21 protein-coding genes and 2 pseudogenes are annotated in these 24651 nt (G+C 66.1%); 13 read left to right on the forward strand and 10 right to left on the reverse strand.

From position 1 onward, the window contains the following. Window positions 1-41: 41 nt before the first annotated feature. Genes PQI07_RS36455 through PQI07_RS36465 form a run of 3 tightly spaced genes read right to left on the reverse strand, consistent with a single transcriptional unit; the run spans window position 42 to window position 2188 of the window. A complete protein-coding gene (locus PQI07_RS36455) occupies window positions 42-845 on the reverse strand; it encodes a hypothetical protein (protein WP_274929297.1) in 804 nt (267 codons plus the stop codon). Between the two features lie 34 nt (window positions 846-879). Beyond that, a complete protein-coding gene (locus PQI07_RS36460; protein WP_274929298.1) occupies window positions 880-1710 on the reverse strand; it encodes a nucleotide-binding protein in 831 nt (276 codons plus the stop codon). A gap of 40 nt (window positions 1711-1750) precedes the next feature. Beyond that, entirely contained in the window at window positions 1751-2188 is a 438-nt protein-coding gene (locus PQI07_RS36465; RefSeq protein ID WP_274929299.1) for a hypothetical protein, read from the reverse strand. Between the two features lie 282 nt (window positions 2189-2470). Here PQI07_RS36465 and PQI07_RS36470 point away from each other — a divergent pair, with 282 nt between their 5' ends. The 4 genes from PQI07_RS36470 to PQI07_RS36485 all read left to right on the forward strand — a co-directional run bounded on the left by PQI07_RS36470 (window position 2471) and on the right by PQI07_RS36485 (window position 7675). Continuing rightward, window positions 2471-2770: a hypothetical protein gene (locus PQI07_RS36470; RefSeq protein ID WP_274929300.1), complete on the forward strand. Its 300-nt coding sequence runs from the start codon at window positions 2471-2473 to the stop codon at window positions 2768-2770. 21 nt (window positions 2771-2791) lie between these two features. Then, window positions 2792-6646: a MobF family relaxase gene (mobF, locus tag PQI07_RS36475; RefSeq protein WP_274929301.1), complete on the forward strand. Its 3855-nt coding sequence runs from the start codon at window positions 2792-2794 to the stop codon at window positions 6644-6646. 151 nt (window positions 6647-6797) lie between these two features. After that, on the forward strand, window positions 6798-7142 hold the full coding sequence (locus PQI07_RS36480; protein ID WP_210342098.1) for an AbrB/MazE/SpoVT family DNA-binding domain-containing protein: 345 nt from the start codon (window positions 6798-6800) through the stop codon (window positions 7140-7142). Then, window positions 7142-7675, forward strand: coding sequence for a type II toxin-antitoxin system PemK/MazF family toxin (locus tag PQI07_RS36485; RefSeq protein ID WP_274929302.1), 534 nt, complete (start codon window positions 7142-7144; stop codon window positions 7673-7675). The genes PQI07_RS36480 and PQI07_RS36485 overlap by 1 nt, the downstream gene beginning before the upstream one ends. A gap of 444 nt (window positions 7676-8119) precedes the next feature. Here PQI07_RS36485 and PQI07_RS36490 read toward each other — a convergent pair whose 3' ends face one another. Continuing rightward, a complete protein-coding gene (locus PQI07_RS36490; RefSeq protein WP_274929303.1) occupies window positions 8120-8587 on the reverse strand; it encodes a hypothetical protein in 468 nt (155 codons plus the stop codon). A 456-nt stretch (window positions 8588-9043) separates the two neighbouring features. Between PQI07_RS36490 and PQI07_RS36495 the strand changes: the two genes are divergently transcribed. Beyond that, the gene (locus PQI07_RS36495) at window positions 9044-9562 is read left to right on the forward strand and encodes a Ros/MucR family transcriptional regulator (protein WP_274929304.1); all 519 of its coding nucleotides are present in this window, start codon (window positions 9044-9046) and stop codon (window positions 9560-9562) included. A gap of 139 nt (window positions 9563-9701) precedes the next feature. Here the strand turns inward: PQI07_RS36495 and PQI07_RS36500 are convergent, their stop codons facing one another. Further along, the gene (locus tag PQI07_RS36500; protein ID WP_274929305.1) at window positions 9702-10130 is read right to left on the reverse strand and encodes a hypothetical protein; all 429 of its coding nucleotides are present in this window, start codon (window positions 10128-10130) and stop codon (window positions 9702-9704) included. A gap of 106 nt (window positions 10131-10236) precedes the next feature. Between PQI07_RS36500 and PQI07_RS36505 the strand changes: the two genes are divergently transcribed. Together PQI07_RS36505 and PQI07_RS36510 are read left to right on the forward strand one after the other, a co-directional pair. After that, window positions 10237-10551 (forward strand): type II toxin-antitoxin system MqsR family toxin, encoded by a 315-nt coding sequence (locus tag PQI07_RS36505; RefSeq protein ID WP_274929306.1) that lies wholly within the window; start codon window positions 10237-10239, stop codon window positions 10549-10551. Continuing rightward, window positions 10544-10981 carry a type II toxin-antitoxin system MqsA family antitoxin gene (locus PQI07_RS36510; RefSeq protein ID WP_274929307.1) on the forward strand — a complete coding sequence of 146 codons (438 nt, stop codon included), beginning with the start codon at window positions 10544-10546 and terminating at the stop codon, window positions 10979-10981. Before PQI07_RS36505 ends, PQI07_RS36510 begins: the two co-directional genes overlap by 8 nt. A 304-nt stretch (window positions 10982-11285) precedes the next feature. On the opposite strand, the gene PQI07_RS36515 is transcribed toward PQI07_RS36510, so the two are convergent. Continuing rightward, entirely contained in the window at window positions 11286-11888 is a 603-nt protein-coding gene (locus PQI07_RS36515; protein ID WP_274929308.1) for a recombinase family protein, read from the reverse strand. 248 nt (window positions 11889-12136) lie between these two features. On the opposite strand from PQI07_RS36515, the gene PQI07_RS36520 reads away from it, so the two are divergent. Together PQI07_RS36520 and PQI07_RS36525 are read left to right on the forward strand one after the other, a co-directional pair. Next, window positions 12137-12451 (forward strand): AbrB/MazE/SpoVT family DNA-binding domain-containing protein, encoded by a 315-nt coding sequence (locus PQI07_RS36520; RefSeq protein WP_274929309.1) that lies wholly within the window; start codon window positions 12137-12139, stop codon window positions 12449-12451. Further along, on the forward strand, window positions 12441-12833 hold the full coding sequence (locus PQI07_RS36525; RefSeq protein WP_274929310.1) for a type II toxin-antitoxin system VapC family toxin: 393 nt from the start codon (window positions 12441-12443) through the stop codon (window positions 12831-12833). The genes PQI07_RS36520 and PQI07_RS36525 overlap by 11 nt, the downstream gene beginning before the upstream one ends. Window positions 12834-13353: 520 nt before the next feature. On the opposite strand, the gene PQI07_RS36530 is transcribed toward PQI07_RS36525, so the two are convergent. Next, entirely contained in the window at window positions 13354-14865 is a 1512-nt protein-coding gene (locus PQI07_RS36530; protein ID WP_274929311.1) for a hypothetical protein, read from the reverse strand. 366 nt (window positions 14866-15231) lie between these two features. On the opposite strand from PQI07_RS36530, the gene PQI07_RS36535 reads away from it, so the two are divergent. The 3 genes and pseudogenes from PQI07_RS36535 to PQI07_RS36545 form a co-directional block, all read left to right on the forward strand. Beyond that, window positions 15232-16193, forward strand: a protein-coding gene (locus PQI07_RS36535) for an IS630 family transposase (protein WP_274929312.1) whose coding sequence is annotated in 2 segments (ribosomal slippage) — window positions 15232-15571 and window positions 15571-16193 — 963 coding nt in all. Because the reading frame shifts where the segments join, the coding sequence is not laid out codon by codon here. Between the two features lie 258 nt (window positions 16194-16451). Next, window positions 16452-18110, forward strand: coding sequence for a porin (locus tag PQI07_RS36540; RefSeq protein WP_274929313.1), 1659 nt, complete (start codon window positions 16452-16454; stop codon window positions 18108-18110). A gap of 570 nt (window positions 18111-18680) precedes the next feature. Then, window positions 18681-18830, forward strand: a pseudogene (locus PQI07_RS36545) (IS110 family transposase); the annotation flags it as partial. Window positions 18831-19094: 264 nt separating this feature from the next. On the opposite strand, the gene PQI07_RS36550 reads toward PQI07_RS36545, so the two are convergent. The 3 genes and pseudogenes from PQI07_RS36550 to PQI07_RS36560 form a co-directional block, all read right to left on the reverse strand. Further along, complete coding sequence (locus PQI07_RS36550; protein ID WP_446721021.1) at window positions 19095-20399, reverse strand: multidrug ABC transporter ATPase; 1305 nt, start codon at window positions 20397-20399, stop codon at window positions 19095-19097. 441 nt (window positions 20400-20840) lie between these two features. Continuing rightward, window positions 20841-21257, reverse strand: a complete 417-nt coding sequence (locus tag PQI07_RS36555; RefSeq protein WP_274929315.1) for a threonyl-trna synthetase — start codon at window positions 21255-21257, stop codon at window positions 20841-20843. Window positions 21258-21473: 216 nt separating this feature from the next. Next, window positions 21474-24119 (reverse strand): annotated as a pseudogene (locus PQI07_RS36560) (efflux RND transporter permease subunit); the annotation flags it as partial. A 155-nt stretch (window positions 24120-24274) separates the two neighbouring features. Between PQI07_RS36560 and PQI07_RS36565 the strand changes: the two are divergent. Further along, window positions 24275-24463 carry a hypothetical protein gene (locus tag PQI07_RS36565; RefSeq protein ID WP_274929316.1) on the forward strand — a complete coding sequence of 63 codons (189 nt, stop codon included), beginning with the start codon at window positions 24275-24277 and terminating at the stop codon, window positions 24461-24463. The last annotated feature ends 188 nt before the right edge of the window (window positions 24464-24651 follow it).

Here is a 24651-nt window from a genome sequence, read left to right on the forward strand (position 1 = left end):
CCGACTTGTGGTTTGGGTGCCCCCCGGCCGCGCGCCCCAGTTTACTTCAGGAGCCAAGCCACGGGCCGAAACGTCACCAGACGGCTCAACAGGCGGCGACCCACGAGAGCAGCCAACCCGGCTACGATGACCAGCCAGAATGGCCCCAAAGCGATCAGCCAATCGCGCAGGGTGAGATAGATCGCTTCAGGTAGTCCACCGACCGGTGCAGAGGTGAACTCAGTCCAGAGCGGGATCGCGCAGTATCTTCGGTTGACCGTGGTATCCGTCTGCAATTGCCATGGGGCACAGAACCGGTTCATCAGGCCTCGCAAGTCGGAATTGGCTTCGACCAGACTGAGCCATGCTTGGCTGTCGGGTCGCTGCGAGAGAGCAGCCCATTTCTCGCCCATGCCGGTGGTATCCCGGCGTCCGAGCCAGTAGCCCGCCCCACCGCAGAGCACGCCCCCGATGAGAACGGCCACGGTCGCGATGATGACGGCCGTCCGTACACGCGTGCGCTCCATCCTCCTGAAATGCTCGCTCGCGCTCGCCGCGACCGCCTGCCCGGTGGTCTCCGCGAGCGTGGCGTGGGCGGCCTCGACCCGGGCGCTGGCGGCCTGGGCCACCGGACCGACGGCGCGCTTGGCCGCCTGCTCGACCCGTTCGGGGACTGCGTCGATCGCCTCCGGGATAGTCTGGGCCGCCTTCTCCAGCAGCCCGGTGACCGCGAGATAGACCCAGAGAGGATCATCGGGATTGACCCCGAGGTCCATCATCCGCCGCCACGTCTGGTCGCGGAGCCCCGGGTCGAGGCCGAAGACCTCGGCCGCCTTGTCGAAATTGAGCTTGGCGTCGGGGCGCATCGCGATCTGAGGATCTGAGAGGCTGGACCTCGCCTCAGAGGCCGAGGACGGGTCGCAGGTGCTCGAGCGCGGCCGCGGCCTCGCGCCGGTAGCGCGCGACGTGCGAGCGCTCGACGATGGTCAGGCGCGACGCGGAGGCGGCCGCCGAGAAGGGCAGGTCGTCGGCGTCGACCTTGGCGAACGTGCCGGCCGGCAGGGCGGGGAGGCTGATCTCGAGGCCGCCGAGTTCCTCAAGCAGGCGTGTGCGGACCTTGCCGCCCCGGCTCTCGCCGTCGCCGTCGGTGTAGCCGTGCCAGAAGGGGAAATCGGACTCGGCCTTGCCCCAGCGGGTGTTGCGGACCGCGACATGATCGACCCGGTCGCCGACCAACTTGATCCAGCGGTCGACGGAACGGGTCGCGGCGACCTCCGACGTGATCAGGTGCAGGACGGTGACACGGTAGCCGTTCTCATCGACGGCGGCCAGCAGATCGTCGAGACCTTCACCCATGTCGGTGATGCGCGTCAGGTCGGCGAGGCTGCCGCCGGCGAGATCGTGGACGATGAGGGGCTCCCCCGTCCCGAGGCAGTTAAGCACGGTGTGGCTCTCAGCGCCGTCGCGGATGTTGTAGTAGCCCACGCCGACGGTCGGATCCTGCTCGGCCAGGAGTTCGCCCGCCTCATCCCGGGTGCCGAGAACCCGTATGAGGCCGCCGACGCTGCCGTCGGCGTCGTAAGCCGCCACGCGCGTGGCGCCCTCGCGCAGGTACTCGACGAGGGTGCGGGCGGTCACGCTCTTGCCGACGCCGCCCTTCTCCGAGGTGACCAGGACGAGCCGCTTCTGCCGCGGGGTGGTCTCCGTGCGCGCCTGCTGTGTCCTTGCCATGCTGCCCTTCCGATCCGATGCCCAAGCCTGCTTGCGCGGCCTAGAGGTCCCTGTTGCTCATGCTGTGCCCGAGGGCGGACGAGGCGGGCGCGTGCCCGCGCGTCGGCACCGGATCACGCGCGGCGGTGGCGCGTGGCTGCGGATCGGGCCGGTGTTCCGAAGGTGCCCGTGAGGTCCTGGCGGGTGACTTCGCCCTGGCCTTGCGGCGGCGTCGCACGGGCTTGCGGCCGGCGAGCTCGCGCGTGGCGTTCTGGATGTACTGCCGGAGCGTGCCGACGCTGAGCTTGACGCCCATCCGGGCGAGGAACTCACCGATCTCGGCGTCGGTCCGGCGCTTGGCCTTGAGTTCCTTGATCTCCGGGAGCACGGCCTTGACCGCCTCGAAGGCGGACGGCTTGCGGCTTGGGGCGAGCTCGATCTGCTCGCGCAGGAAGGCGCGCAGCTCGCTAAAGGGATCGGGTTCGACGGCCTCACCCATCGCCATCACTCCTTGCGCCTCTCGCGGTCTCCGCAGTCCGCTCCGTCAGCCATACCCACCATGTGTGGCTGGACCTGCGAACCGCACGAACCCACCATCCCGGATGACCGGCATCATACCACGGCCGAGCTTACGACCACGATAGCCGTGGACGGCCTGTGGATAACCTCAGGCTTACTAACCAAAATCCAGACACATCACGCACCGATGGTGCTGCTTGGCGGCCAAGCTTACCGCTAAGCTATTGCTAGATCGCACAGCCTGACTGTCAGGAGCTCACCCATGGCCCGCCGTCCCGTCCGCGTGTCCTTGGACGAGGCGCTCTGGGACGCCGTGGAGGCGGCGGCCCGGGCGCGCGGGATCGCGCCGTACCTGTTCGTCGAGGAGGCGCTCACCGCCGCGCTGGGCCCGTCCGAGACAGTGGCCCGCTTGGCCGAGCTCAGTGAGGCGGCGGCGTTGAGCGCCCGCGAGGCCCGGGCGAGCGCGGCCGAGATGCGCGACCAGATCCAGGTGATCAGCGACTTCATCGTCGACCTGTACCGCGCGGAGGTCCAGGCGAGCGACGATGCAGGCGCAGCCTAGGCGCGTGCGGGTGCTCAGGCGATGATGACCTGCACGCGGATCACCAGCGTCGAGTACTACGAGTCGATGGCGCGCCAGATCCGGCGCGAGGCCGGGTTGAGCACGCCCGACAGCCCGCTCGACGAAATGGCGGCGGCGTACGCGCGCAAGGCTGCGGCCGAGACCGCTTCGGAGGGCAGCGCCGCCTTCGAGACTGCCTACGCGCAAGCGTTCGACCGGGCGCTGGCGACGCTGCGCCGCGGCCACAGCGAGGGTCGAGACCAAGTCGCGTACTACACGGATAACGGCGCGGGCGAGGCTAACGGCGTGTGGTGGACGCCCAGGTCCGGAGCCGGCTCCGGTCTGAGCCGATCCCGCGATCCGTTCCGGTCCTGCCCGGACGGAGCCGAGGTCGACGGGCGGGTGCTGCGCGACCTGGCGGCGGGCCGCGACCCGCAAAGCCTGGAACCGCTGGTCCGCGCGTCGACCAACGGTCGGCGCAGCGTCGGCTACGATCTCCAGTTCGCTGCGCCCAAGAGCGTGAGCGTGCTGGCGGCGTTCGCCGGACCCGAGGAGCGCGCCCGGATCCTGGCGGCGCATGACCGTGCGGTGCGCCGGGCGCTCGACTACGCGCACGCGGCCGGCCTGATCGTGACCCGGACCGGGGCGCAGGGCCGGGAGCGGGCCCCGGCCGGCGGGGTGAGCGCGGCGGTGTACCGGCACTTCACCTCGCGGGCCCAGGATCCGCACGTTCACAGCCACGCCATCCTGCTGAACCTGTGCGTACGGGCCGACGGCTCGACCGGGGGCCTCGACAACCGCGAGATCCTGCTGAACGCCGGCGGGATCGCGGCCCTGTACCGGAGCGAGCTGGCCGAGGGTCTCAGGGCGGAGCTCGGCTGCGAGGCGGTCAGGAGCGGGCGCAACTTCGAGGTCGCCGGCTTGGCCGAGCCCGTGCTGGAGCTGTTCTCCAAGCGGCGCGCGGCGATCGAGCGGGTGGCGCGGGAGCAGGGGTTCGAGACGGCCGACGACCGGGTCGCGGCCCAGGCCGCCGCCTTCGACACGCGAGCCGGCAAGGATCGGGAGACGCCGCTGGCGAGCCTGGAAGCCGAGTGGGATCGGCAACTGGTCCAGGCCGGCTGGACACGTGCGGCGCTGTTCGAGGAGGTGCGGATCGCGGCGGACGGGATCCGCGATACGCGGGCGGGCGCGCCCGCCGAGCGGCTGCAGCGCCTGGCGGAGGCCGGCCTCGCCGCGACCCTCGAGATGCAGGCGGTTCTGGAGGAGCGCGAGCTGCTGCGCCTGACCGCCGAGGCATTGCAATGCGAGGCCGGGGCGGACGCCGTCCTGGAGCAGGTGGAGCGCCTGCGCCAGGACGGCCGGGTGGTGGAGGTCGGGCGCTCGGCCCAGGACAAACCCGTCTACGCGACGCCCGCGATGATCGCGACCGAACAGACCATGCTGCGCGTGGCCTACACCCGGCAGGACGAGCGTGCGTTCGTCCCGGACGAGGTGGTGACGCGGGTCCTGGCGGATCGCCCGAGCCTGCGCCCGGAGCAGAGGGCTGCGGTGCGGCACGCGCTCAACCGCGACGGGGTGAGCGTGGTCGAGGGCAGCGCCGGCTCGGGCAAGTCGTACGCGATGGCGAGCGTCGCCGAGGCGGTGCGGGCCAGCGGCGGCGAGGTTTGGGCGATCGCGCCGAGCTGGAAGGCGGTCGAGGTGATCCAGACCGACACGGCCACCCCCGAGTCGATGGCGCGGGCCGTGACCGGGTTCCTCAACCGGATCGACAAGGGTGAGATCGCGCTGGGGCCGCGGACGGTGGTGATCGCCGACGAGGCCGGGATGATCGGCACGCGCGATCTCGCCGCGCTGGTCGAGGCAACAGGCGCAGCCGGAGCCAAGCTGGTCTTGAGCGGCGACACGCGCCAGCTCGTCCCGGTGCCGGCGGGCGCGCCGATGCGGCTGCTGGTCCGGGCGCTGGGCGCGAGCCGGATGGACGAGATCCAACGGCAGCGCGGGCGCAGCGAGGCGGAGGGGGCCTGGATGCGGGCGGCCAGCATCGACTTCGCCGCGGGCCGGACCGCGAGCGCGTTGGAGGCCTACGACCGCGGCGGCGCGATCACCTGGGGGACGGACCGCGAGGCCACGATCCAGGCGCTGGTCGATGCCTACGCCGAGAGCCGCCTCGAGCCCGAGGGGGCGGAGCGGACGCGGGCGGTGCTGACCGGCTGGAACAAGGACGTGCGCGCGCTCAACGCGCGGATCCGCGCCCGTCTCAAGCAGGACGGGCTCCTGCCGGAGGGGGAAGACGTGGAGATCGACGCGATCCCGCGCGGCGGTGGTAGGGCCGAGGCGCTGGCCCTGACGGTCGGCGACGAGGTAATATTCGGGGAGAGCGTGAAGGTCGGTAGTCAGGCGATCCGCAACGCCGACCTGGCGCGCGTCGAGGCGCTCTCCGGTGATCCGGCCGACCCGGTGCTGACGCTGCGGCTCGTGAAGAACGGGGTCCGGCTGAGCGCCCGGACGAGCGCGCTGGTCGGGGATCGGCAACGGGGCGAGCCGCAGGTCCCGCGGCTCCAGCACAGCTACGCCATGACCACGCACGCCGCCCAAGGCGTGACCGTGGACGAGGCGTATGTCGCCGACCTGCGCGGCGCGGGCGCAGAGGCGACGTACGTGGCGATGACGCGGCACCGGCGCACGGTGCGGCTCTACGTCGACACGGCGCGGATCCGGGATCGGCTGGAGGCGGTCCGCTCAGGGGTCCGGCCGGAGGAGCGCGGCCTGCCGGGCAGCCGGAAAGCTGCGCACCCCAAGATGGCGTCCATCGGCCAGAGCGAGATCCGGCAGGCCTTCCTAGCTGCATGTGCGAGCGGCGGCGGCAAGGCGAACGTCGCCGACTTCGCCGGAGACGACCTGCGCGGCTGGTGCGGTGCGCCGGCCCAGACACGCGTTATCCCTGTGCGGAGCGGCGGCAGGATGGGCCTGGAGCGCGCGGGACCCTGGAGGAGGGCCCTCGCCGGGATCGCCCCGGCCTCGGTACGCACACCGTCGCCGGCCGCGCGGGCGTTGCGGCAGCGCATGGCGGAGCGCCTGCATGCCCCCACAGCGTACCCAGTCCCGCGGCCGAGCCGAGCAGGTCACGCGATCCCGTTCGCGTCGGATATTCCGGGGCAGCAGGAGCGTATCGGCCGGCTCGCCGCGATCTTGTGGCAGGGCTTGAGACGGGAGATCCGGAGCGCCGCAACGGCGATACGGGGTCTGCTGCCGCTCACCCTGGAGCAGCTTCGCGCCGATGTCCTGATCGATCCCCAAGGCCGAATAGCGTTCGCCCGCAGGGATCAGAGCGGTCGCCTATTGGGGATCGAGCAGACCGATGGAACCGGTGTGGCGGTGGGGAGCGGGCAGCAGGGTACGACGGGATTGATCCAGCTGGGGGATCGACGCTCACCGAAGCGGATCTACGTGGCCCGGACAAAGACCGAGGCTTTGAGCCTGTATCAGCAGGACGGACAGCCGGATCGTGCTCTGATCTGTGGCCTGGGCGGCGCCACCCCTGAGACCGGCAGTGCGCTCGCCCACGTCGTCGCTCGGCATCCGGATGCGGCCGTGCATCTCGCGATCGACGCCCGAGCGGACGAGGGGGAGGCCCAGGCTTTCGAAGCGTGGGTCCTCGCGGCCTTGCGGAAAGTGCAGACGCCTGAGGCTCGCGTGACGGTACGCCGTTCCGCGCCCCTGGATCTATCTCCGGACGGAAACCATGTCGTGTTGGTCGAACCAGTCCCGAAGGAAAAGGATCGCACGCGGCGACGCAGCGAGCGAACGCGACAGCATCGTGGGATGGAGCACCAAGTTCCTCCCGTGCAACCCGCACGCGAAGGCCGAGAGCGGTAGAACGATGTCGATTGGCAAAGAGGGCTGACGCCGATCCGTACGCGAGAACCCTTTTTGGATGCGGGCCATGCTCAGCCATCGGGGCCGTAGCAGCGAAGCCTCTTGTAATGTCTCACTTCTGTAGCACATATTGCTGCCGAAGGAGCAAGCCATGCAAACCGCATCCGCCAGTGTCGCGACCCGCCGGCGCCAGGTTTCTGGCGGATCCAGCATCGGGCGCAAGGGTGTGCTCCGCAAGCTTCGCCATCAGGGCGGCGCTACCGTTTTCTCAATCCCAACCCACTTCCTCGCGGAACTCGGGATCGAAGCTGGTGCCGAGGTCGAGGTGAGCTTGGTAGATGGCAAGCTCGTGGCCGAGCCGAAGGTACAGCCGGTCCTGCTTCGGCGGCGCTACACGCTCGCTGAGCTGCTAGAGGGAGCGGAGCACTTGCCCGAGCTCTATGCTGGCACCGAGGGGGCGCTCGATGGGCCTGCGCTCGGGCAGGAGATGGGCTGATGGCCTTGGGCCCCCGCGTTCCTCGACGTGGGGAGGTCTACTCGCTTGACCCCAATCCGACCGTCGGGAAGGAGATGCGTGGCCGCCATTACTGGCTCGTCCTCACGGAGGAAGCCGTCAATCGGCACGGGATGGTCATTGCCGTGGTGATCAACACGGTTGCCGAGGGTATGCGCAAGGCCGGCCTCGCCGTACAGGTGAGTGCCGGGGCGGTGAACGGGGTCGCAGTGATCAACCAGGTGCGTAGCTTCGACTTTCGGGCGCGCGACCAGGAGGGCGGCGGTGTTACCTACGAGGGTACCGCCGACGCAGCAATCGTCGCCGATATCGCCGCGCGGGTGGCGAGTCTCATCGATCCCGAACCTCCGCCACCACCGCAGCCGAAAGGTCGCGGCAAGGCCAAGGGAACTCCTGCAATCGAGGGCTCGCTAGGGGCGGTCCTCAAGGAGGCGTTTGCCTCTCAGGAGGGCGAAGTGAGCGCCAAGGCAGCATCGACTGAGAAGAAAGGCCTACGATTTGGGCGCAAGAAGTAGCGCGCTATCGCGGCCAAGAAGAAATCCTGCTGGAGCAGGATCGTCATGGCAGCGCGTCATGGGAACAAGGGGCGGGCTGCAGGCTCGCCCTTTTGGTTACGGAGGTTCTTCGTGAGCTGCCGCCTCATGCCTACGGTGACGGGCGTCGAGCCCATGGCAGCCCGGGATTGAAGGCCGCGAGCGTCACGTTCGTAACTGCTCGCATTGCCGAGATGAGCACTCGCGGATTGGGGAGCGGCTGGGTCGCCATCCTTGTTGAAGCGTCAGATCCGCCCGTATGAGCAGCCCTTTTCCACCGCCGTCGTCCGGCGCCTGGCAAACCCTGATCGGCATGGACACTGGCCCATGCACTCATCATCGAGCGCCGCTGGGGTTAGTTCTACAAACCGTACTGCGGATCGAAAACACGGTGGCGCGGTCGACCTGCGCATTCAGAGCTATTTATCATGTCTCCGTCCGGGCGAAGAGATCGAGCTGCTCGGCTGGCCTGTGAGCGCGGGACTGTCGGCTGAGGGCTGAACGCATCGCTCTGGGTACCGGAAGAACCGGCAGACCGACGCCCGGTTTGCCGTAGAGCACGGCACCGACGATCCGGCAGCCGTCGCCGCGGTGAAACACGTTCGCGGTGTGCGGGCCGGCCCGCAGGATCTCCTGCACCAGCGCCTCCTCTACACCTATGCCGGATACGGCCGTGAGCAGGCAGGAGAGCCCGACCGCCTCGATGTCGAACGATCGAAACTCCGCGGCGCGCTGCCGCCAGACCTGACGCACGGCTCCGACGCTGGTATCCGGAAACGGGTTGGGGGCCGGTTGTGTCGCTGCGTCTGCCACGAAGGCCGCGATGGCGTGCCGCTCGGCGATATGCGGGGACGCAAGCAGCGAGGCCGCGAGCTGGCGTCGGCTGATCGGCATATAGCTCTCCCGCCTTCAGACCGGACCTCGGGCATCCATCCCACCCGAAGCCGACTGGGCACGGTGGAGCACAGAGCCTTCCTTACAGAGGGCACTTGGATGCGGGCAGGACACCGAGGTCACACCGCTCGGGAACGGGGCAGCCCTCGGTGGCAAGCTGTTGGTCAGCACCCGAAACGTCGCTGCAGAAAATGCTTCGGCGGCTCTAAGCGACTTGACGAGGCCGGTGACGCCGGTCGTGCCGGTTGCGAGGAGCAAGCGGTCGACCGTAGCATCGGCCTTGCTCAGTTCCCCCGCCAGCCGTCTTTGCACACCCAGCAGACGCCTTGACAAACGCGGGCGCAGTTGGGTGCGATGCTTGAGGTTCAGGCGTAACACAGTGCTTTTGTGGGGGGCGTATTGCGCTTTCGGTTGCGGCGACGGAATATCCCGCCGTCTTCAAGAATTGGGTGCGACGTGGGCGAGAACGCAGTGACGATGAAGGCTGAGGCGGTCGACCACACCGGGCTGACGGCTGAGCTCGTCTCCGCCTATGTGACGAACAACAGCGTCCCGGTGTCGGAGCTGCCTGCGCTGATCGCCAGCACACATGCCGCGCTGACCGGCCTATGCGGATCCAGTACGCCTGCCGCTCCGGAGGTCGAGAAACCCACGCCAGCCCAGATCCGGAAGTCGATCACGCACGAGGCGCTGATCAGCTTCGAGGACGGCAAGCCCTATAAGACGCTCAAGCGCCACCTCGCGAAGCTGGGTCTGACCCCGGAGGCGTATCGCGAGAAGTGGGGTCTGCCGCGCGACTATCCGACCACCGCGCCGAGCTACTCCGAGCAGCGCTCCGCGCTCGCCAAGAGCCTCGGCCTTGGTCAGCAGCGCCGCCAAGCGGGGCCGAAGAGCCCTGAGCCCGCGACGAACATGTCCGTGCGGCCGAAGCGCGCCAGACGGCCGCGCAAGGCCAAGGATGCCGCAGAGGCGTAGCGATCCGCGAGGATCCGGATCCCCGTGTCGGCGTTACTTCTTCTCTTGCCCATCGCGGCGGTTGAGCGCCCTCACGCTCCCGCTCGCGAGCGCGCCGGCTGCCGTGTTCGACCCGTTCACGCGCGGCCGGCGCGTCCCCTCAGGCGTAGGGGCCTCGGAACAGGTCGCCGAGCGCCTTGCGCCGGAACAGGGTGAGCCAGCGACGTCGGCGGTGCTCGGGCCGGTCGTGGATGAGATGGCAACGCTGGCAGAAGGCCGCGAGGTTGGCTCCCGCGTTGTTGCTGGTATCGTGGTCGCGATGGGCGGTCGCCAGCACGACCTGTGTCCGGCGCACGCGCGCGAGCACGTCGACCTTGCCGGTGGCCACGCGCACGATCCTGCCGCGCCCATCGCGCCAGGCGCCGGCCTCCGTATCCCACCAGCGGCCATCGCCGAGGTGGAACACGGTCTGCCCGTGCGGGCGCTTACACGCCTCGCAGCGACCGCCGGCGCGCCGGAAGCGGATCGAGATCGAGAGCTCACGCCAGTCGATCGGGTAGAAGAAGCGGTGCTCGGGCCGGATCGGCATGCCCTGAACCCTGCCACAGCTTGGCTTTAAGAGCAGCCGGACTATTCGGATCGAACACGGTCAAAGCTGGGCTTTGCAACGACACCATTATGGTGTATAAACGGCCATGTCAGAGAAGCGCAAGCCGGCGTACGACCTGGAGCGCGTCCGCCCCTGGGCGGTGTCGCCTGCCTTCCAAGTCGCCGGTTCGGCGCTGCGAACGGCAGCAGAGCTGGGGCTGAGTCCGTCAGAGATGGCAGCCATCATCGGCAGCATGCAGAGAAAGCATTTCTACAAGTTCGTGACATCCATCCACAATCATCGTGAGTGGCAGGATGTGTGCCACATCCCATCAGAATTAGGCGTGCTGTACGTCAAGTTCCGTGCTGACGTCGTGACTGAGTTCGTGTTGCTGTCGTTCAAGGAGAAGGGGAATGATTGAGGCACTTTTTTGCCCCGTCACCGGGAGGCCGATGGTTCGCGCAACCCGTCCCTTCACGATTACGTACAAAGGACGCCGGCGTACGTTCCCGATGCCCGGCTGGTATTGTGACGCCAGCGGTGAAAGCATCCATACGCGTGCCGACATGAGGGTCTCGGATCGCGAGCTGAGTCGGCTCAAGGCCGAGGTCGAGAACCTCGCCGGCCCGGACGAGGTCGTGCGCCTGCGCAAGCGACTCGGCCTGACACAGGCGAGAGCCGGGCACATCTTCGGTGGGGGGCCGCGCGCCTTCCAAAAGTACGAGAGTGGCGAGGTCCTCGCGAGCCGACCGATGACGAACCTGCTTCGCGTCGTCGCCCGGCACCCGGAAGAACTCGCGCGGATTGCTGCAGAGGTCGATGTGCAGGGAGGAGACGGATTGCAAGTCTAAACTGCATGTCAGCGCCGCGGCGACCTGATTGGCCTGAAGATAGCGAGGTCACACCCTCGTGCTACTTCACACTTGGACTGATCGTTTATCTGCTGTCCTTCCGCATGTGGTCAGCGGATCGCGTAATCACCTCTGCGAGCCGCTTTTTAAAGCCATCCCGGTAAGCCGAATTGCGCAAGGACAAGATCTCCGAGGGCGCGTGCAATTTCGCGGAAGCGGGTGAAGATGCTGCACAGCCTCGGCTGCGCTGTAGACTGCGCCTGTCTGCACAGGTCGTTCGCCGTGCTTCATGAACGGACACGATCTACAAAATTACGGAAACCTCATGGCTGCGCATCGCCTCCTGCACCCGCCGGATCGTGGTCCGGCCGACCTTGAGCTCACGCGCCACAGCCGATGCGCTCCGGCCGTCGCGCAGGAGCCGCTCGGCCTCCCGCCGCCGCTCCGGCGTGAGGCTCGCCGGCCTTCCGATCGCCTTGCCCTCGGCCCGCGCCCGGGCGAGCCCCGCTTGGGTGCGCTCGATCAGCAGGTCGCGCTCGAACTCGGCGACCGCGTTGATCACGCCCATGGTCAGCTTGCCGGTCGAGCTGGTCAGGTCGACACCGCCGAGCGCGAGGCAGTGCACGCGCACCCCGAGGGCGTCGAGGCGCCTGATCGTGCCGCCGACATCCATGGCGTTGCGGCCGAGCCGGTCGAGCTTGGTCACCACGAGGACGTCGCCGTGCTCCAGCCGGTCGAGCAGGCGCACGAAGCCCCTGCGTTGGTCGGTGGCGACACTGCCCGACACCGTCTCGGTGATCACGCGCTGCGGCTCGACCTGAAAGCCGGCCGCCGCGATCTCCTGGCGCTGATTGTCGGTGGTCTGTCCGAGAGTGGACACGCGCAGGTAGGCGAAGGTGCGAGCCATGATCCAAGATTTGGCCGAAAACAATGGCCGAAACTAGACCCTGGCCGAAACGCCAGCAACCCTATGTTCCGGCCATAGGTGATCGACTCTGGCCGAAACCGGTCGGTTAAGGCCATGCCTCTCTGAACCGGTCCGATGACAGATATGATGAAGATGCCTTATTGCCGCTCCATGGTGGATGCTGATTGTTGGCTATAATCGCTTAGCATGGTCGATATGTCACATCGAGAGCATCGGAGTACCACGCCGTGAGCGCGACACTTTCCAAGATCGACGCAGGTGGTCGTCTGATCATCCCCGCCCAAGCTCGCAAAGCTCTCCACCTGGAGTACGGCGGCCCAGTCGTGCTGACCCTGGTCGATGGCGAACTTCGGGTTCGCTCCGTCGCATCCGCCATGGCAGAGCTACAGACCCACGCCGCTTCCTTCCTGGCAGGTGATGGCGCCTCGGTCGATGCGTTCCTCGCGGCGCGACGTGCCGAGGCTACCAAGGAGGAGGGGGCATCAGCAGGGGCGGACGATAAGCCGAACGCAACTACGACGGAGTCCGATCTTGGCGTGTAGTGTCCTCGACGCCTCGGCGCTGCTCGCCTACCTGCGCCAAGAGCCCGGCTGGGAGCAGCTGCTTCAAGCGTTCACCGGCACGGCCACGATGACGACCGTGAACTTCGGCGAGGTCGCCGGCTGGATGATCCGCAACGGGGCCGACGAGCCGGCCGTGCGGGCGCTACGGACCGGCCTCGTGTTCCCACTCACGCCGGTCGACGACGATCTCGCTATTCGCGCAGGCCTCCTCGAGCCGCTGACCCGGTTCAAGGGACTCGGGATCGGGGATCGGCTCTGCCTTGCGCTGGCTGCTCGCTCCGGCGCCGTCGCCCTAACCGCCAATGCCGCCTGGCAAGAAATCGCCAAAGCTGCTGGCGTTGATGTCCGGCTCATCCGCTGAGGTCAAACTGACAGGCATGCCCAGACAGCGTTCGCCCGATACTAAAATAGCCGACAGGGTTCTCCGACAGCGAGCTGCCGGTTTGATCCGTGTACAACACACTCGTAGCGACCTCAATAAACGGTCAGATCAGCGAAATGCTGCATGGCAGGACAAAGGTCCTCTCAGGTGGCTATCTTCCGGACCGCTTTTGGCGGAATACCGAAGAAGCAGACGTTCGACACGTCATGAGCCAATTGACAAACGCGTCAGCAGCAGTCACAAAGTCGGTACGCGTGTTTCGCCGCTTCGTAGCGAAAACTTTTATATTCCAATACTTTTAAAAGCGCCGGACGTAAAGTCCGGCGCTTTTCGCTATTGTCCTAGTGTTCAGGTGTCGCTGTCGTGAAGGACATGATGGAACGCGAAATGATCCTTAATCATGTCTAAACATTGACCTCAACGTGAATGCTACGGCTCCGCAGATACAATCTGCGACTCGTGAATAATTCAACTACAGCCGCCCAATCCTATCCGCAATTCACATTTCCGGCAACAGAAGCGACTTGCAAACGGCAATATCTTGATCGAAGCTTATACCACATCTAGCGCAGATTTGTGGCCATGCATCGGCTCGGGTTCTGCGTGCCGCCGACCCGCACTCCGGGCAACCAACGGGATTGATGGCTTCCCTCTTTTCAAATGCGACACCTCTTTTGAAGGCCTGAAATTTAAGACAGCGGACGAGCTCAGAAGGTGCGGCGACTACTCGGTAATAGTTCGCGCGACGGGGAAAGAATTTTGCGTCTTTGCTCGGCCGTTCACGAGCAGCTATCTCGCCGAACTTCACATCGTTCACGATTAACTTGCACGCATTTTCGATGACGCCGATAACAGCATTTTGGTAGATATTATTTCTGCGTGCGACCAATTTTCTCTGTTGATTGCTCAACCATCTTGCGAGCCTGATATAATCCAGGCGCCATGAGCTTATCTTCGTTCCGACAGCTTCCCTGGATTGTTTAGTAAAGAATTCGCTATAGCAAAATTTTTTCAAATGAGCGAACCCTTCTTCTTGCTTTGATTGAAATGTGGCAAGTAAATCTTGATAGGGTTGTTCGAATGAATCGGAATTTATATTCTGAAGCAGTTCAAGACCAGTGCGCGCACTCGTGCGAACCCTTTGTCTAAGCTCGTCGATGAAGGCGAACGACTCGATCAAATCCGGCGGTAAGATGATGAAGCGAGGCGAGGCACCGGCTGCCAAGACAGTCGCGACGCGAAGACCTTCGGGCACACGCCTCCAGCCGACGTCGACGGCAATGAGCTCAGATCCGGACGGTGTAGGCGGGGGCTGGTCTGCTCTGCGGGTACAGGTGAAGCTCGCTGCCCATTTCCACCGATCACCAATTCTACGTCTTGTAACGACGATGTTCTTCACGCGACAATCAGACGGAATCGGTCGGTGCATCACCATCGGCCAAGTGACATTGCGGCGCTCGCCAAGTCGGACAAAAACAGTGGCCGTGAGCACGGTTCGCTGAAGCCGGCGACGTTCTCCGCGGCTTTCGGCGGACCAAGCGCGCTCTGGCGGCTCGCGGATCATCACTTGACTTAAGGTTCCGTCAAACAAGTGTTCGACGGCAGCACCGCCCTGTAGAGTGTTTGTAAGTCGGCCGTTCCCGCCGGCTGTGCGGCGCCGCATTGTGTGGCCGCCTCGAACTGCTGCGCTGCGCCCGTTTTCGAAGGCGCGGACGAGCGCATTATAATTACCCCACCAAAGGCCGCTGTTCTGCCGAGCGAGTTTAACTTCATCCCGCCGCGCAGTTTCTAAGGCCCGAAGCGCAACTGCCATTCTGCGGGACGCATCCTTTTGTGCAACAGCTAAGTTCTTTTTTGCTTCCGAAACGGATAGAAATGGCGCTCCGCTTCTTGACAAATTATAGTATTCTTCCTTAGCTTCAATAAATTGTTGATCGATGGAGATGGTTTTGTGATATAACTTAATGTACTTTTCGTTAATGTCGACAAATTTATTCCATAAATCATCCATTAAATTTAATTCTTCATCGCAAGCTCTATCCCAATCTAAAGGTTCTAATAAACCGTAATGACGGATTATAATAACGGACTCCCTGTTTTCTGGAAGTTTTTCTGTCCTAGAGCACATATCTTCTACTCAGAGGTAATTTAATCCGTGCGCATGAGGCAACAGCATAAGCGATAAGCGAACTCAGAACATATTCCTGCTGCTTGGTCGAGTTCGGTGCCCTACGCTCTTGTGCTATCTTATCGCCCGCCGCGCGGGCGCGCTCGCAGAGCAGCATTTATGCGCATTCCCGAGCCGTCGCTAGAGCGGCGCTCGTCCGATCGGAAGCTGTGCTGGGTTGCTGCGGGTTGACGGGGCAAGGAGGCGCCCATGCCCACAACCTTGTCCGTTGATCTGCGCCAGCGCGTGGCGTCCGCAGTCTCAGCCGGGGCGACCTGCCGACAGGCCGCCGAGCGCTTCGGCGTGAGCCGGGCCAGCGCCAGCCGCTGGTCGCAACAGAAGCAGCGGGTGGGGCACGTCGCGCCCAAGCCGCTGGGCGGCGACCAGCGCTCCCATCACATCGAGGCTCATGCCGAGCTCATCCGGCAGACCTATGAGGCGCGCCCGCAGATCCTCCTGCGCGAGTTGCGCGAAGCTCTTCGGGAGCACGGGGTCGCGGTCACCACCAGCTCTCTGTCGCGCTTCTTCGCCCGGCACCGGATCACGCGCAAAAAAGGGCGCTGCACGCAGCTGAGCAGGAGCGAGACGACGTGAGAGCGGCGCGTGAGGCGTGGTTCGAGGCCCAGCCCGAGCTCGATCCGGAGCGCCTCGTGTTCCTGGACGAGACGGCGGCTAACACCAGCATGGTTCGCCGCTATGGCTGGGCACCACGCGGCGCGCGCTGCCGGATCGCGGCGCCCGCCGGACACTGGAAAACCACCACGGTCATCGCCGGGCTGCGCACGAGCGGGCCGAGTGCGGTTGTGCTGCTGGACGGGCCTGTCACGGGCGAGCGTTTCCGCGCCTACGTGGCAGAGACACTGGTCCCGACCCTGAGGCCGGGCGACACGCTGATCCTGGACAACCTCGGCGCTCACAAGGTGGCGGGCGTGCGCGAGGCCATCGAGGCAGCCGGAGCCCGGCTCCTGTACCTCCCGCCGTACTCGCCTGAGTTCAACCCGATTGAACTGGCCTTCGCAAAACTGAAAGCGCTCCTGCGCAGCGCGGCGGCCCGCACGGTCAGCGATCTCTGGGCGGCGATCTACAAAGCCTTCGCGTGCTTCTCGCCTGAGGAGTGCCGCAACTACTTCGCGGCGGCCGGCTACGAGGATGACGCTTATGCTTCAAGCTGATCGGGACCTGCTCTAGCTGAAGGCTCGTGCGATTGTGGCGATCACGACACAATGCACGGGAACCATCACTGTGAACGCGAAATCCTTATTGCTCGCTGGAACCCATTCACACATGGTGAGGGCGCATGAGGGCGTCGCCAGACGACAGCCCGCAGGAGCCTGCCGCTCAGAACGCAGGCCAAATCTGTAGAACATGCTGCAAGACCCGGAAAACCGGGCGCGTCTGCATCACTGGGTCTCGAAGTTTTGGGGATATCGATGAGGTTTCTGAAAAACTCACTGCTGGGCTCGGCTGCCGCCTTTGCGGCGGTGGGCGCCGCCCATGCCGCCGACCTGCCGGTCAAGAAGGCAGTTCCGATCGAGTACGTCCGCGTCTGCACCGCTTACGGCGCCGGTTTTTTCTACATACCCGGGACTGATACCTGTCTGCGCATCTCGGGCCGCGCCCGGTTCGAGGGCGGCTACCAGCCCAGCTACTCCCGCCAGTTTGGCCAGAGCGGCGACACGTCGGGCTACCAGGGCCGGATGCGCATCAACCTCGATGCCCGCACCCAGACCGCCTACGGCACCCTGCGCGCCTTCGTGCGCCTCGATGCCGGGTCGCGCACCGGCCATTCCAGCATCGGCACCTCCGGCACCCAGCAGCGCATCGGCAATGCTTATGTCCCCACCGGCGTTGATGCCTTTGGTCGTGCCCAGCAGTACATGAACGTCGACAAGGCGTTCATCCAGTTCGCCGGCCTGACCGCCGGTCGCGCCTCCTCGTTCTTCGACTTCTACGCCCACGACTTCGAGATCATCGGCCAGAGCTTGGGCTCGGACGTGTTCTCGACCAACCTGCTCGCCTACACGGCGACCCTGGGCAACGGCCTCTCCGCCACGATCTCGATCGAAGACCCGGTCTTCCGTCGCAGCCCGATCTACTCGCCGACCATCAACCCGACCGGCGCGGCGAACATCTCGTCATTGGCGAATAGCGGCCTTCTGCTCGGCAACTCGCCGGTTCCGGTGTTCATCGGCTACACCGGCGCGGTCCCGAGCCGCTACAGCTTCATCGACGCCATCGAGCGCTCGCGGATGCCCGACTTCGTCGGCGTGCTGCGCCTCGACCAGGCCTGGGGCTCGGCTCAGCTCTCGGCTGCCGTGCACGAGCTGAACGTCGGCAACGTCCAGAACGGCGCCGGCACCGGCACCGGCTCGAACATCAGCATCCCGCACGCGAACAACACCTACGGCTGGGCGGTTCAGGGCGGCCTGAAGATCAACACGCCGTTCATCGCGCCGGGTGACGCGCTGTACCTGCAGGGCGCCTACGGCAACGGCGCGGAGAACTACACCGGCTACTGCGCGTTCACCGGCTGCTACACGCAGAGCACGGCCGCCATCCAGGGCCAGAAGTTCCAGCAGTACTTCTCGGACGCGGTGGTCAACCCGTTCACCGGCCAGCTGCAGAAGTCTACGAGCTTCACGGCCGTCGCGTCTTACCTGCACTATTGGTCGCCGGAATGGCGCTCGGCCTTCTACGGCTCCTACGGCGAGCAGAGCTTCTCGGCCGCCTCTCGATTCGCCCAAGGTCAGGTCTTCGGCCTGATCAACCCGAACGGCACCAACACCTTCGGCTCGAACGCCGTCGGCCTGCCGGGTACCCGATTCTTCCAGCTGAGCCAGGCGCTGCGCGACACCTACCAATTCTCGGGGGGGACCAGCCTGATCTGGTCGCCGGTCAAGGACCTCGATATCGGCGTGGAGGGCTTCTACACGCAGATCGGCCTGAAGAACGGCCGGGCCATCGACCTTGACAAGAGCCCGACCGCCTACGCCAACGTCGCTGGTATCAACAACGGCACCTTCGTGCCGCGGACCGCCACGTCGACCGGTGTCTCCACCTTCCGCTTCCGCGTCCAGCGCGACTTCTAATTCCCAGATCGAGGCCGGTTGTTCTCCAAAGCTTACCGGTCTTGATGTCCCCGTGCAAAGGGACCCTCACTGCCCGGCCGAGAGGCCGGGCTTTTTGTTTCATCGACGACACGGCCGTGGCGTCCCTTCAACTCGGCGTGCACGGCGACCTCACGTCCGCCGTGGTGGACGCGCACCACCCCGTGTGCAGCCGGCGTAGGTCCTTCCTCAAGCTAGGCCCGAAGTGCCTCACGCTGTTCAGCCCATCCGGCCCACCAGCGTTGAAGGCCGGAACCCAGTCTCGCACCGTCTACAGCCCAACCCCACCGAAAGCTGCCGCCTCGGAGCGCGAGAGCCGCCCGCATAGGTCGCCGACAAAGCCAGCAGGCGACGGGTCTGAGCGGGATCGCGCCCTTTGCCAGGATGCACAAGCCTTCGGCATCGAAGGCCAACCGCAGCGGCACCGGAGCGGCCATCCCATCCTCCCAGGATCCGAACCCAAGAACACGAGCACCAACCGGCCGTAGCTGCTAGGATGTTTGGTACCGCTGTGTGGTGGGACGACCGATGCCGCATGGAGGGACGCAGCTCAGCGGCCTCCGGACCTGGAGGCTCGCTCTCAAGGCACGGGTTGGCTTCAAGTGTGCCGCTGTCGCCGTCGCCCGCAAGTTGGCGGTTACGATGCACGCCATGCTGAAGTCTGGCGAGAGATTCGACCGCACCGCCGGAGCGGTCGCCTGATCTGACGAGCGGATCGCGTTCGCGCGGCGAGCACACAGGCCTCTCCCTGCCGGGACGTGGGCAGAGCCATTCCGCCTGATGGGGTGCACCCGCTGTCTCAGCGAAGTGCGGCATCCACATTGGAAGGCTCCTCCCGCGAAGCTCCATCATGCGGCGGCTCCTGCCGACCGCGAAGACGACCCTGCACCCGGCATACGATCGCCGCAGAAAGAGCTTGCGCTTCGGCCCGCGATTAGACGGCCATCAGGCCCCGCGGGCGAGCGCTCACGCGGTCCGAATTGAACGCTCCGGCGCTTGGGTGCGACGCGGCCCGGGATCCGGTCGGGAGCGGCCGAGCGCCTTGGTGACCTCCTCGAACCGCGCGCTCGCATCGGACCAATTCTGCGCGAAGTCGAACAACTCGCGCAAGGCCGGGGCGATCTCCTTGTACGCCGCAAGCGCGGCGACGAGGGCGCCGAGCGAGAGGCGGCCCTGCACGACGAGGTAGCCGCCGATCGCGAAGAAGAAGAACGGCGTGAGGTTAGACGTGTAATTGTAAACGCCCTTGAGGCGGCCTTTGAGGTCGTTGATCTCGACCCGCACCCGCTCAAGCTCCTCCGCCAGCCTCATCCGCCGTAGCAGGCCCGCCTCTCGTGCTGGATCGGGCACGGACGCGGCGCGTGCGGGCGCGTGTGCAGTGTCCTCCGCAGTCAGGAGCCCCCCGAGCGCCCGCGTCGCGTAGACCCTCTCGCGAACCTTGGCGTTCAGGCGGCGCTGCAGCCGGGGTAGGACCGTGAGCTGAACCGGCAACATCATCAGCGCGGCCAGCGCCAGGGCGGCGTTCTGGAGAAGCAGGAAGACGACGCTCGTAACGAGCGACCCGCCCTGGACGAGCGGCACAGCCACGAGACTCGCCCCGAAGTAGCCGATGGGCTCGACCTCCTGGACGGCGACGGCCGCGAGCGCGGCCCGGCGCTCGGGCGAGCGTTCCCCGCGGGTCCGCCGGATGATGGCGAGGCGCAGCCGGCGGACGAGGCGCTCGTTGACGCGTCCGCGCGCGCGGTTCACCGCATACTTGGCTAACCCGCCTATCGTGAGCACGGCGAGGTAGCCCGCACACAGGGCGAACAGGAGCTCCACCTGCGAGAGGGTGAGACCCAGGATGGTCAGCTCCGGATAGCCATCCCCATCTGCGTCGGTGATGGCGCGGTTGATGATATGCTTCGGGATTCCGAGGAGGAGCCATGCCGCCGGAAGGGTCAGGAGCGAGAGCAGCACGAGGCGCAGCTGGAAGCGCAGTGTCGCCCGGACGATGAAGTGCTCCAGGCGCCAGCCTGGCACCACCCCGGATGCGCCGGCCGCGGCCGGCGACATCGGTTGCGGGCCGCGCGGCGGCACCGCCCCCGGGCGGGCCAGCCGGCGCCGCAGCCCCGCCCACCGCAGGCCCAATCGGACGATCAGCCATCCTGTCCAAGCCGGCGTGACGACGAAGGCGAGCACGGCCAGGAGGTCGATCCACCAGTGGTTCTGGGGATAATCGAACCCCATGATCCGGTGAAACAAGTCGTGGATGAGGGATGGTGTCACCAACAGACGCTCCGATATTGTGTTTGGCTCCTTCCCGTGGAGTCGTTCAGGCTGCCCGCACGGGCTTGTGCGTGCCCGCGTCACGTCCCCATGCCGCTTCCAGATTTCGCCGGGGCCGCCGGCGCGCTCCGCGCTGGTGATGACCGCGTGGTTCCCATCTGCACGCTCGGACCGAGCGGCGCGATGTGGCACCTCGCACACGCCGTAGAGCGTCACCTCCTTGGCCTGTACCTGCGAGGCGGTAACCCCGGGCCTTGGCGGCCTCCGGTTGCGTCTCGGCACGCGCAAGGGCGTTCGCGTCGATCACAAGCGATGCCGCCGGCCGGCGATGATAGGTCACCACAACACCGGCAGCGCGCCGAGCGCAGATCGGACCCCGGACGATGCCGCTGTCCTTCCGCACGCCGGTAGCACACGGTCCGGCACGGTGAGCCGTCACACGCGTCATGGCGTCGATGGATCCAGCAGGGTGGAGGTATGGACGCTGGCTGGGTGGCCGGCGCGCGCTTCGTGCGCCGCCGAGCATTGTTCGTACTGATCGCCAGTGGCGATCATGATCAGCCGCTTGCGGCCGCCTTCGACGGAGCGGACCGCCAGGAGCATGTGCCCGCCTGGCCAGACGACGGTCTCTGGCCTGCGATCCTTCACCGGCTCACCGTGACGCCGAACCCCTTCGCGGTAGATCGGATCGTACTTCGCGGCGAGCTCGGCTTGTGGGAACGGCTCGCTGATCCAGATGACCTGCTGCAGGCCCTCGTCCCGACAGACCTCGAGCACAACCTGCTGTGTGTCCGGCCCGGATGCCGGCGGCTGGTCATGAAAGTAGAACAGGGCCGTGATGTTGGCCTCGCGGTCCACCATCGAGGGCCGCGGTACGGTCGTCACAGGCCCCCAGGATAGCCCAAACGGGGCCTCCGCGCCTCCCGCGGCCGCCGTGCCGCACGACCAGAGAAGGACCATGGCGAGCACGGAGTAGATCCCTCTCGGTCCCGTGCAGCCTCTCTCGGAGGCGGCGCGGTTCGGGTCGGATCCTGGACTTCGCCTGAGACGTGAGGGCTTCTGCGGGGACATGGCGTCTCACTCTGCGGCTGGCCTGAGGGGCCGGTAGGCGCGATCCGCGGCCTCCTTCACGGAAGATGTCGGGGTCTCCTTGCCGCCAAAGCGCGCGTAGAGCGCCGGCAGCACGATGAGCGTGAGCAGGGTCGCGCTGATCAGCCCACCGATTACGACGGTCGCGAGCGGGCGCTGCACCTCCGCGCCGGTCTCGGTGGCGAGCGCCATCGGCACGAAGCCCAGCGAGGCCACGAGCGCGGTCATCGCCACCGGCCGCAGCCGGGTCATCGCGCCCTCCAGGATGGCTTCCCGCCGGGGCCGCCCCCCGGCGATGAGCTGCTTGATGAAGGTCAGCATCACGAGGCCGTTCAGGACCGCCACGCCTGAGAGCGCGATGAAGCCCACCGCCGCCGGCACCGAGAACGGCATGCCCCGCAGCCACAGGGCCGCGATGCCCCCCGTCAGCGCCAGCGGCACGGCGCTGAACACCAGCAGTGCGTCCCGGGGCGAGTCCAACGCCGAGTAGAGCAACAGGAAGATCAGGAAAAAACAGACCGGCACCACGATCATGAGCCGCTGCCGGGCCGAGGCCAGGTTCTCGAACTGCCCGCCCCAGGTCACGTAGTAGCCGGCCGGCAGCTGCACTTGGGCGCCGACTTTTCCTTGTGCCTCCGCCACGAGCGAGCCGATGTCGCGCCCGCGCACGTTGGCAGTGACCACGACACGCCGCTTGCCGTTCTCGCGCGAGATCTGGTTCGGCCCCTCCGTGACTTCGAAGCTCGCGACCTGCTTGAGAAGCACGGAGGCGACGCGCCCATTCGGGCTGGGTGGCAGCGTGACGGGTAGGTTTTCCAGCGCCTCGCGATCCTCACGGACCTTGTCGGTCAGGCGCACCACGATGGGGAAGCGGCGGTCGCCCTCGAACACCATGCCAGCTTCGCGTCCGCCGATCGCCGCACCGATCACCTCCTGGATTGCGGCGGTGCTCAAGCCCAAACGGGCGGCCTCTGTCTTGTTGATCTTGATCTCCAGAAAGGGCAGGCCTTGCGTCTGCTCGACCTTGACGTCCTCCGCGCCTTGCGTCCCGCGCAGAATTGCGGCGATCTGGTTGGCTGCCTTGAGCATCGGTTCGAACTCTTCGCCGAACACCTTCACGGCGAGATCGCCGCGGGCGCCGGCGAGCAGCTCGTTGAAGCGCAGCTGGATCGGCTGGGAGAACTCCAGCACGTTGCCGGCGAGCTTGCCGACTGCGGCCTCGATCCGCTCCTGCAGTTCCGCCTTGGACAGCCCCGGGTCCGGCCATTCCTCCTGCGGCTTGAGGATGACGAAGGTGTCCGAGGAGTTCTGGGGCATCGGGTCGGAGGCGACCTCGGCGGTGCCGGTCTTCGAGAACACGTAGGCGACCTGCGGGAACTTCGCGACCGCTTGCTCGATCTTGAGCTGCATCGCCTGTGACTGGGACAGCGAGGTCGATGGGATGCGCAGCGCGTTCATCGCGATGCTCTTCTCGTCCAGCGTCGGGATGAACTCCGCGCCGAGCCGGGTGAAGAGCAGACCTGCCCCGACGAGCAGCAGGAGGGCCGCCCCGATGAACGCCATCGGTGCGCGCACGGCGCCCGCGAGCGCAGGGCGGTAGGCCGCCTTCAGCCCGCGGATGATGAAGTTGTCCTTCTCAGTGACCTTACCGGTGATGACGATGGCGATCATCGCCGGCACGAAGGTCAGCGACAGGACGAAGGCTGAGATGAGGGCGATGATGACGGTCAGGGCCATCGGCTCGAACATCTTACCCTCGACCCCGGTGAAGGTCAGGAGCGGCACGTAAACGAGGATGATGATCGCCTGCCCGTAGAGGGACGGCTTGATCATCTCCTCGGCCGAGGCTCGGACCGTCTGCAGGCGCTCCTCCAGGTCGAGCTTGCGCCCGAGTTCGTGCTGCCGTTCGGCCAAGTGCCGGAGCGAGTTCTCGGCGATGATGACCGCTCCGTCGACGATAAGGCCGAAGTCGAGAGCGCCGAGCGACATCAGATTGGCCGAGATCTTCGCCTCGACCATTCCCGTCATGGTCATCAGCATCGCGACCGGGATGACCAGCGCCGTGATGACTGCCGCACGGATGTTGCCCAGCAGCAGGAACAGGATGACGATGACCAGGGCCGCACCCTCGGCCAGGTTTCTGGCCACGGTCTTGACGGTGGCCTCGACGAGAAGCGTCCGGTTGAGCACCGTCTGAACCTCGACGCCCGGGGGCAGCGACTTGCGGATCTGGTTCATCTTGGCGTCGACGGCGGCCGCGACCGTGCGGCTGTTCTCGCCGATGAGCATCAGGGCAGTGCCGACCACGACCTCCCGGCCGTTCTCGCTGCCCGAGCCGGTGCGCAGGTCGCGCCCGATCCGCACCTCGGCGATGTCCTTGATCCGGACCGGGACGCCACCCCGGGTGGTGACGACCACATTGCGGATCTCGTCCATGTTCTCCAGGCGACCGGCGGCGCGTACGACGTAGCCCTCGCCGTTGTCCTCCAGGTAGCGGGCGCCTTGGTTGGCGTTGTTGGCCTCCAGCGCCCGGGCGACGTCGCCGAAGGAGAGGTCGAGGGAGGCGAGCTTCGTCGGGTCGGGTTGGACGTGGTACTGCTTCTCGAACCCGCCGATGCCGTCGACGCCGGCCACTGAACCGCTCCGGGAAACCCGGAGCGGTTCATACCCTCTCAATCTGCCCCGGCCCGACGGCAGCCGGTCCTATTCACTTGTAACCAGCACACGCGATGCCTCGAACTCACTTGAGAAGCCCGCAGCTTGAGGCTTTGGAGAGTAAGATGAGACGCGTGGGTGTGGTTCTGGCTGCGGCCGGCCTGATTGCATCGGGAGTGCCGGCGCCTTTCGCAGCCTCGGCAAGCGAGAGCGGTGTCAGCTGGCTGATGCGCACCAGCCAGATGCGCAGGGCAGAAAGCAATCCGGGCTTCAGCCGGCCGAAGCCTTACATCGCGGCGCCAATCGGCAAGGCCCTGTCTTGAAGGCGCAGCATCAGGGTTCCGGAGCCAGAGACAACGGGCACGGTGATTGCTCCGCGCTCGCGAATGATCACGGACACCGGCCCTCCCACTGCGACGGGTAGACGGAGGGGAGTCTCTCCGCTTCACTGAATTACGAGAACCTTCAACCCAATCCCGGATGTCGGCTGGGCGTCAGCCTTGACGGCAGC

Source organism: Methylobacterium sp. 092160098-2, from assembly GCF_028920805.1.
Lineage (GTDB): Bacteria > Pseudomonadota > Alphaproteobacteria > Rhizobiales > Beijerinckiaceae > Methylobacterium > Methylobacterium fujisawaense.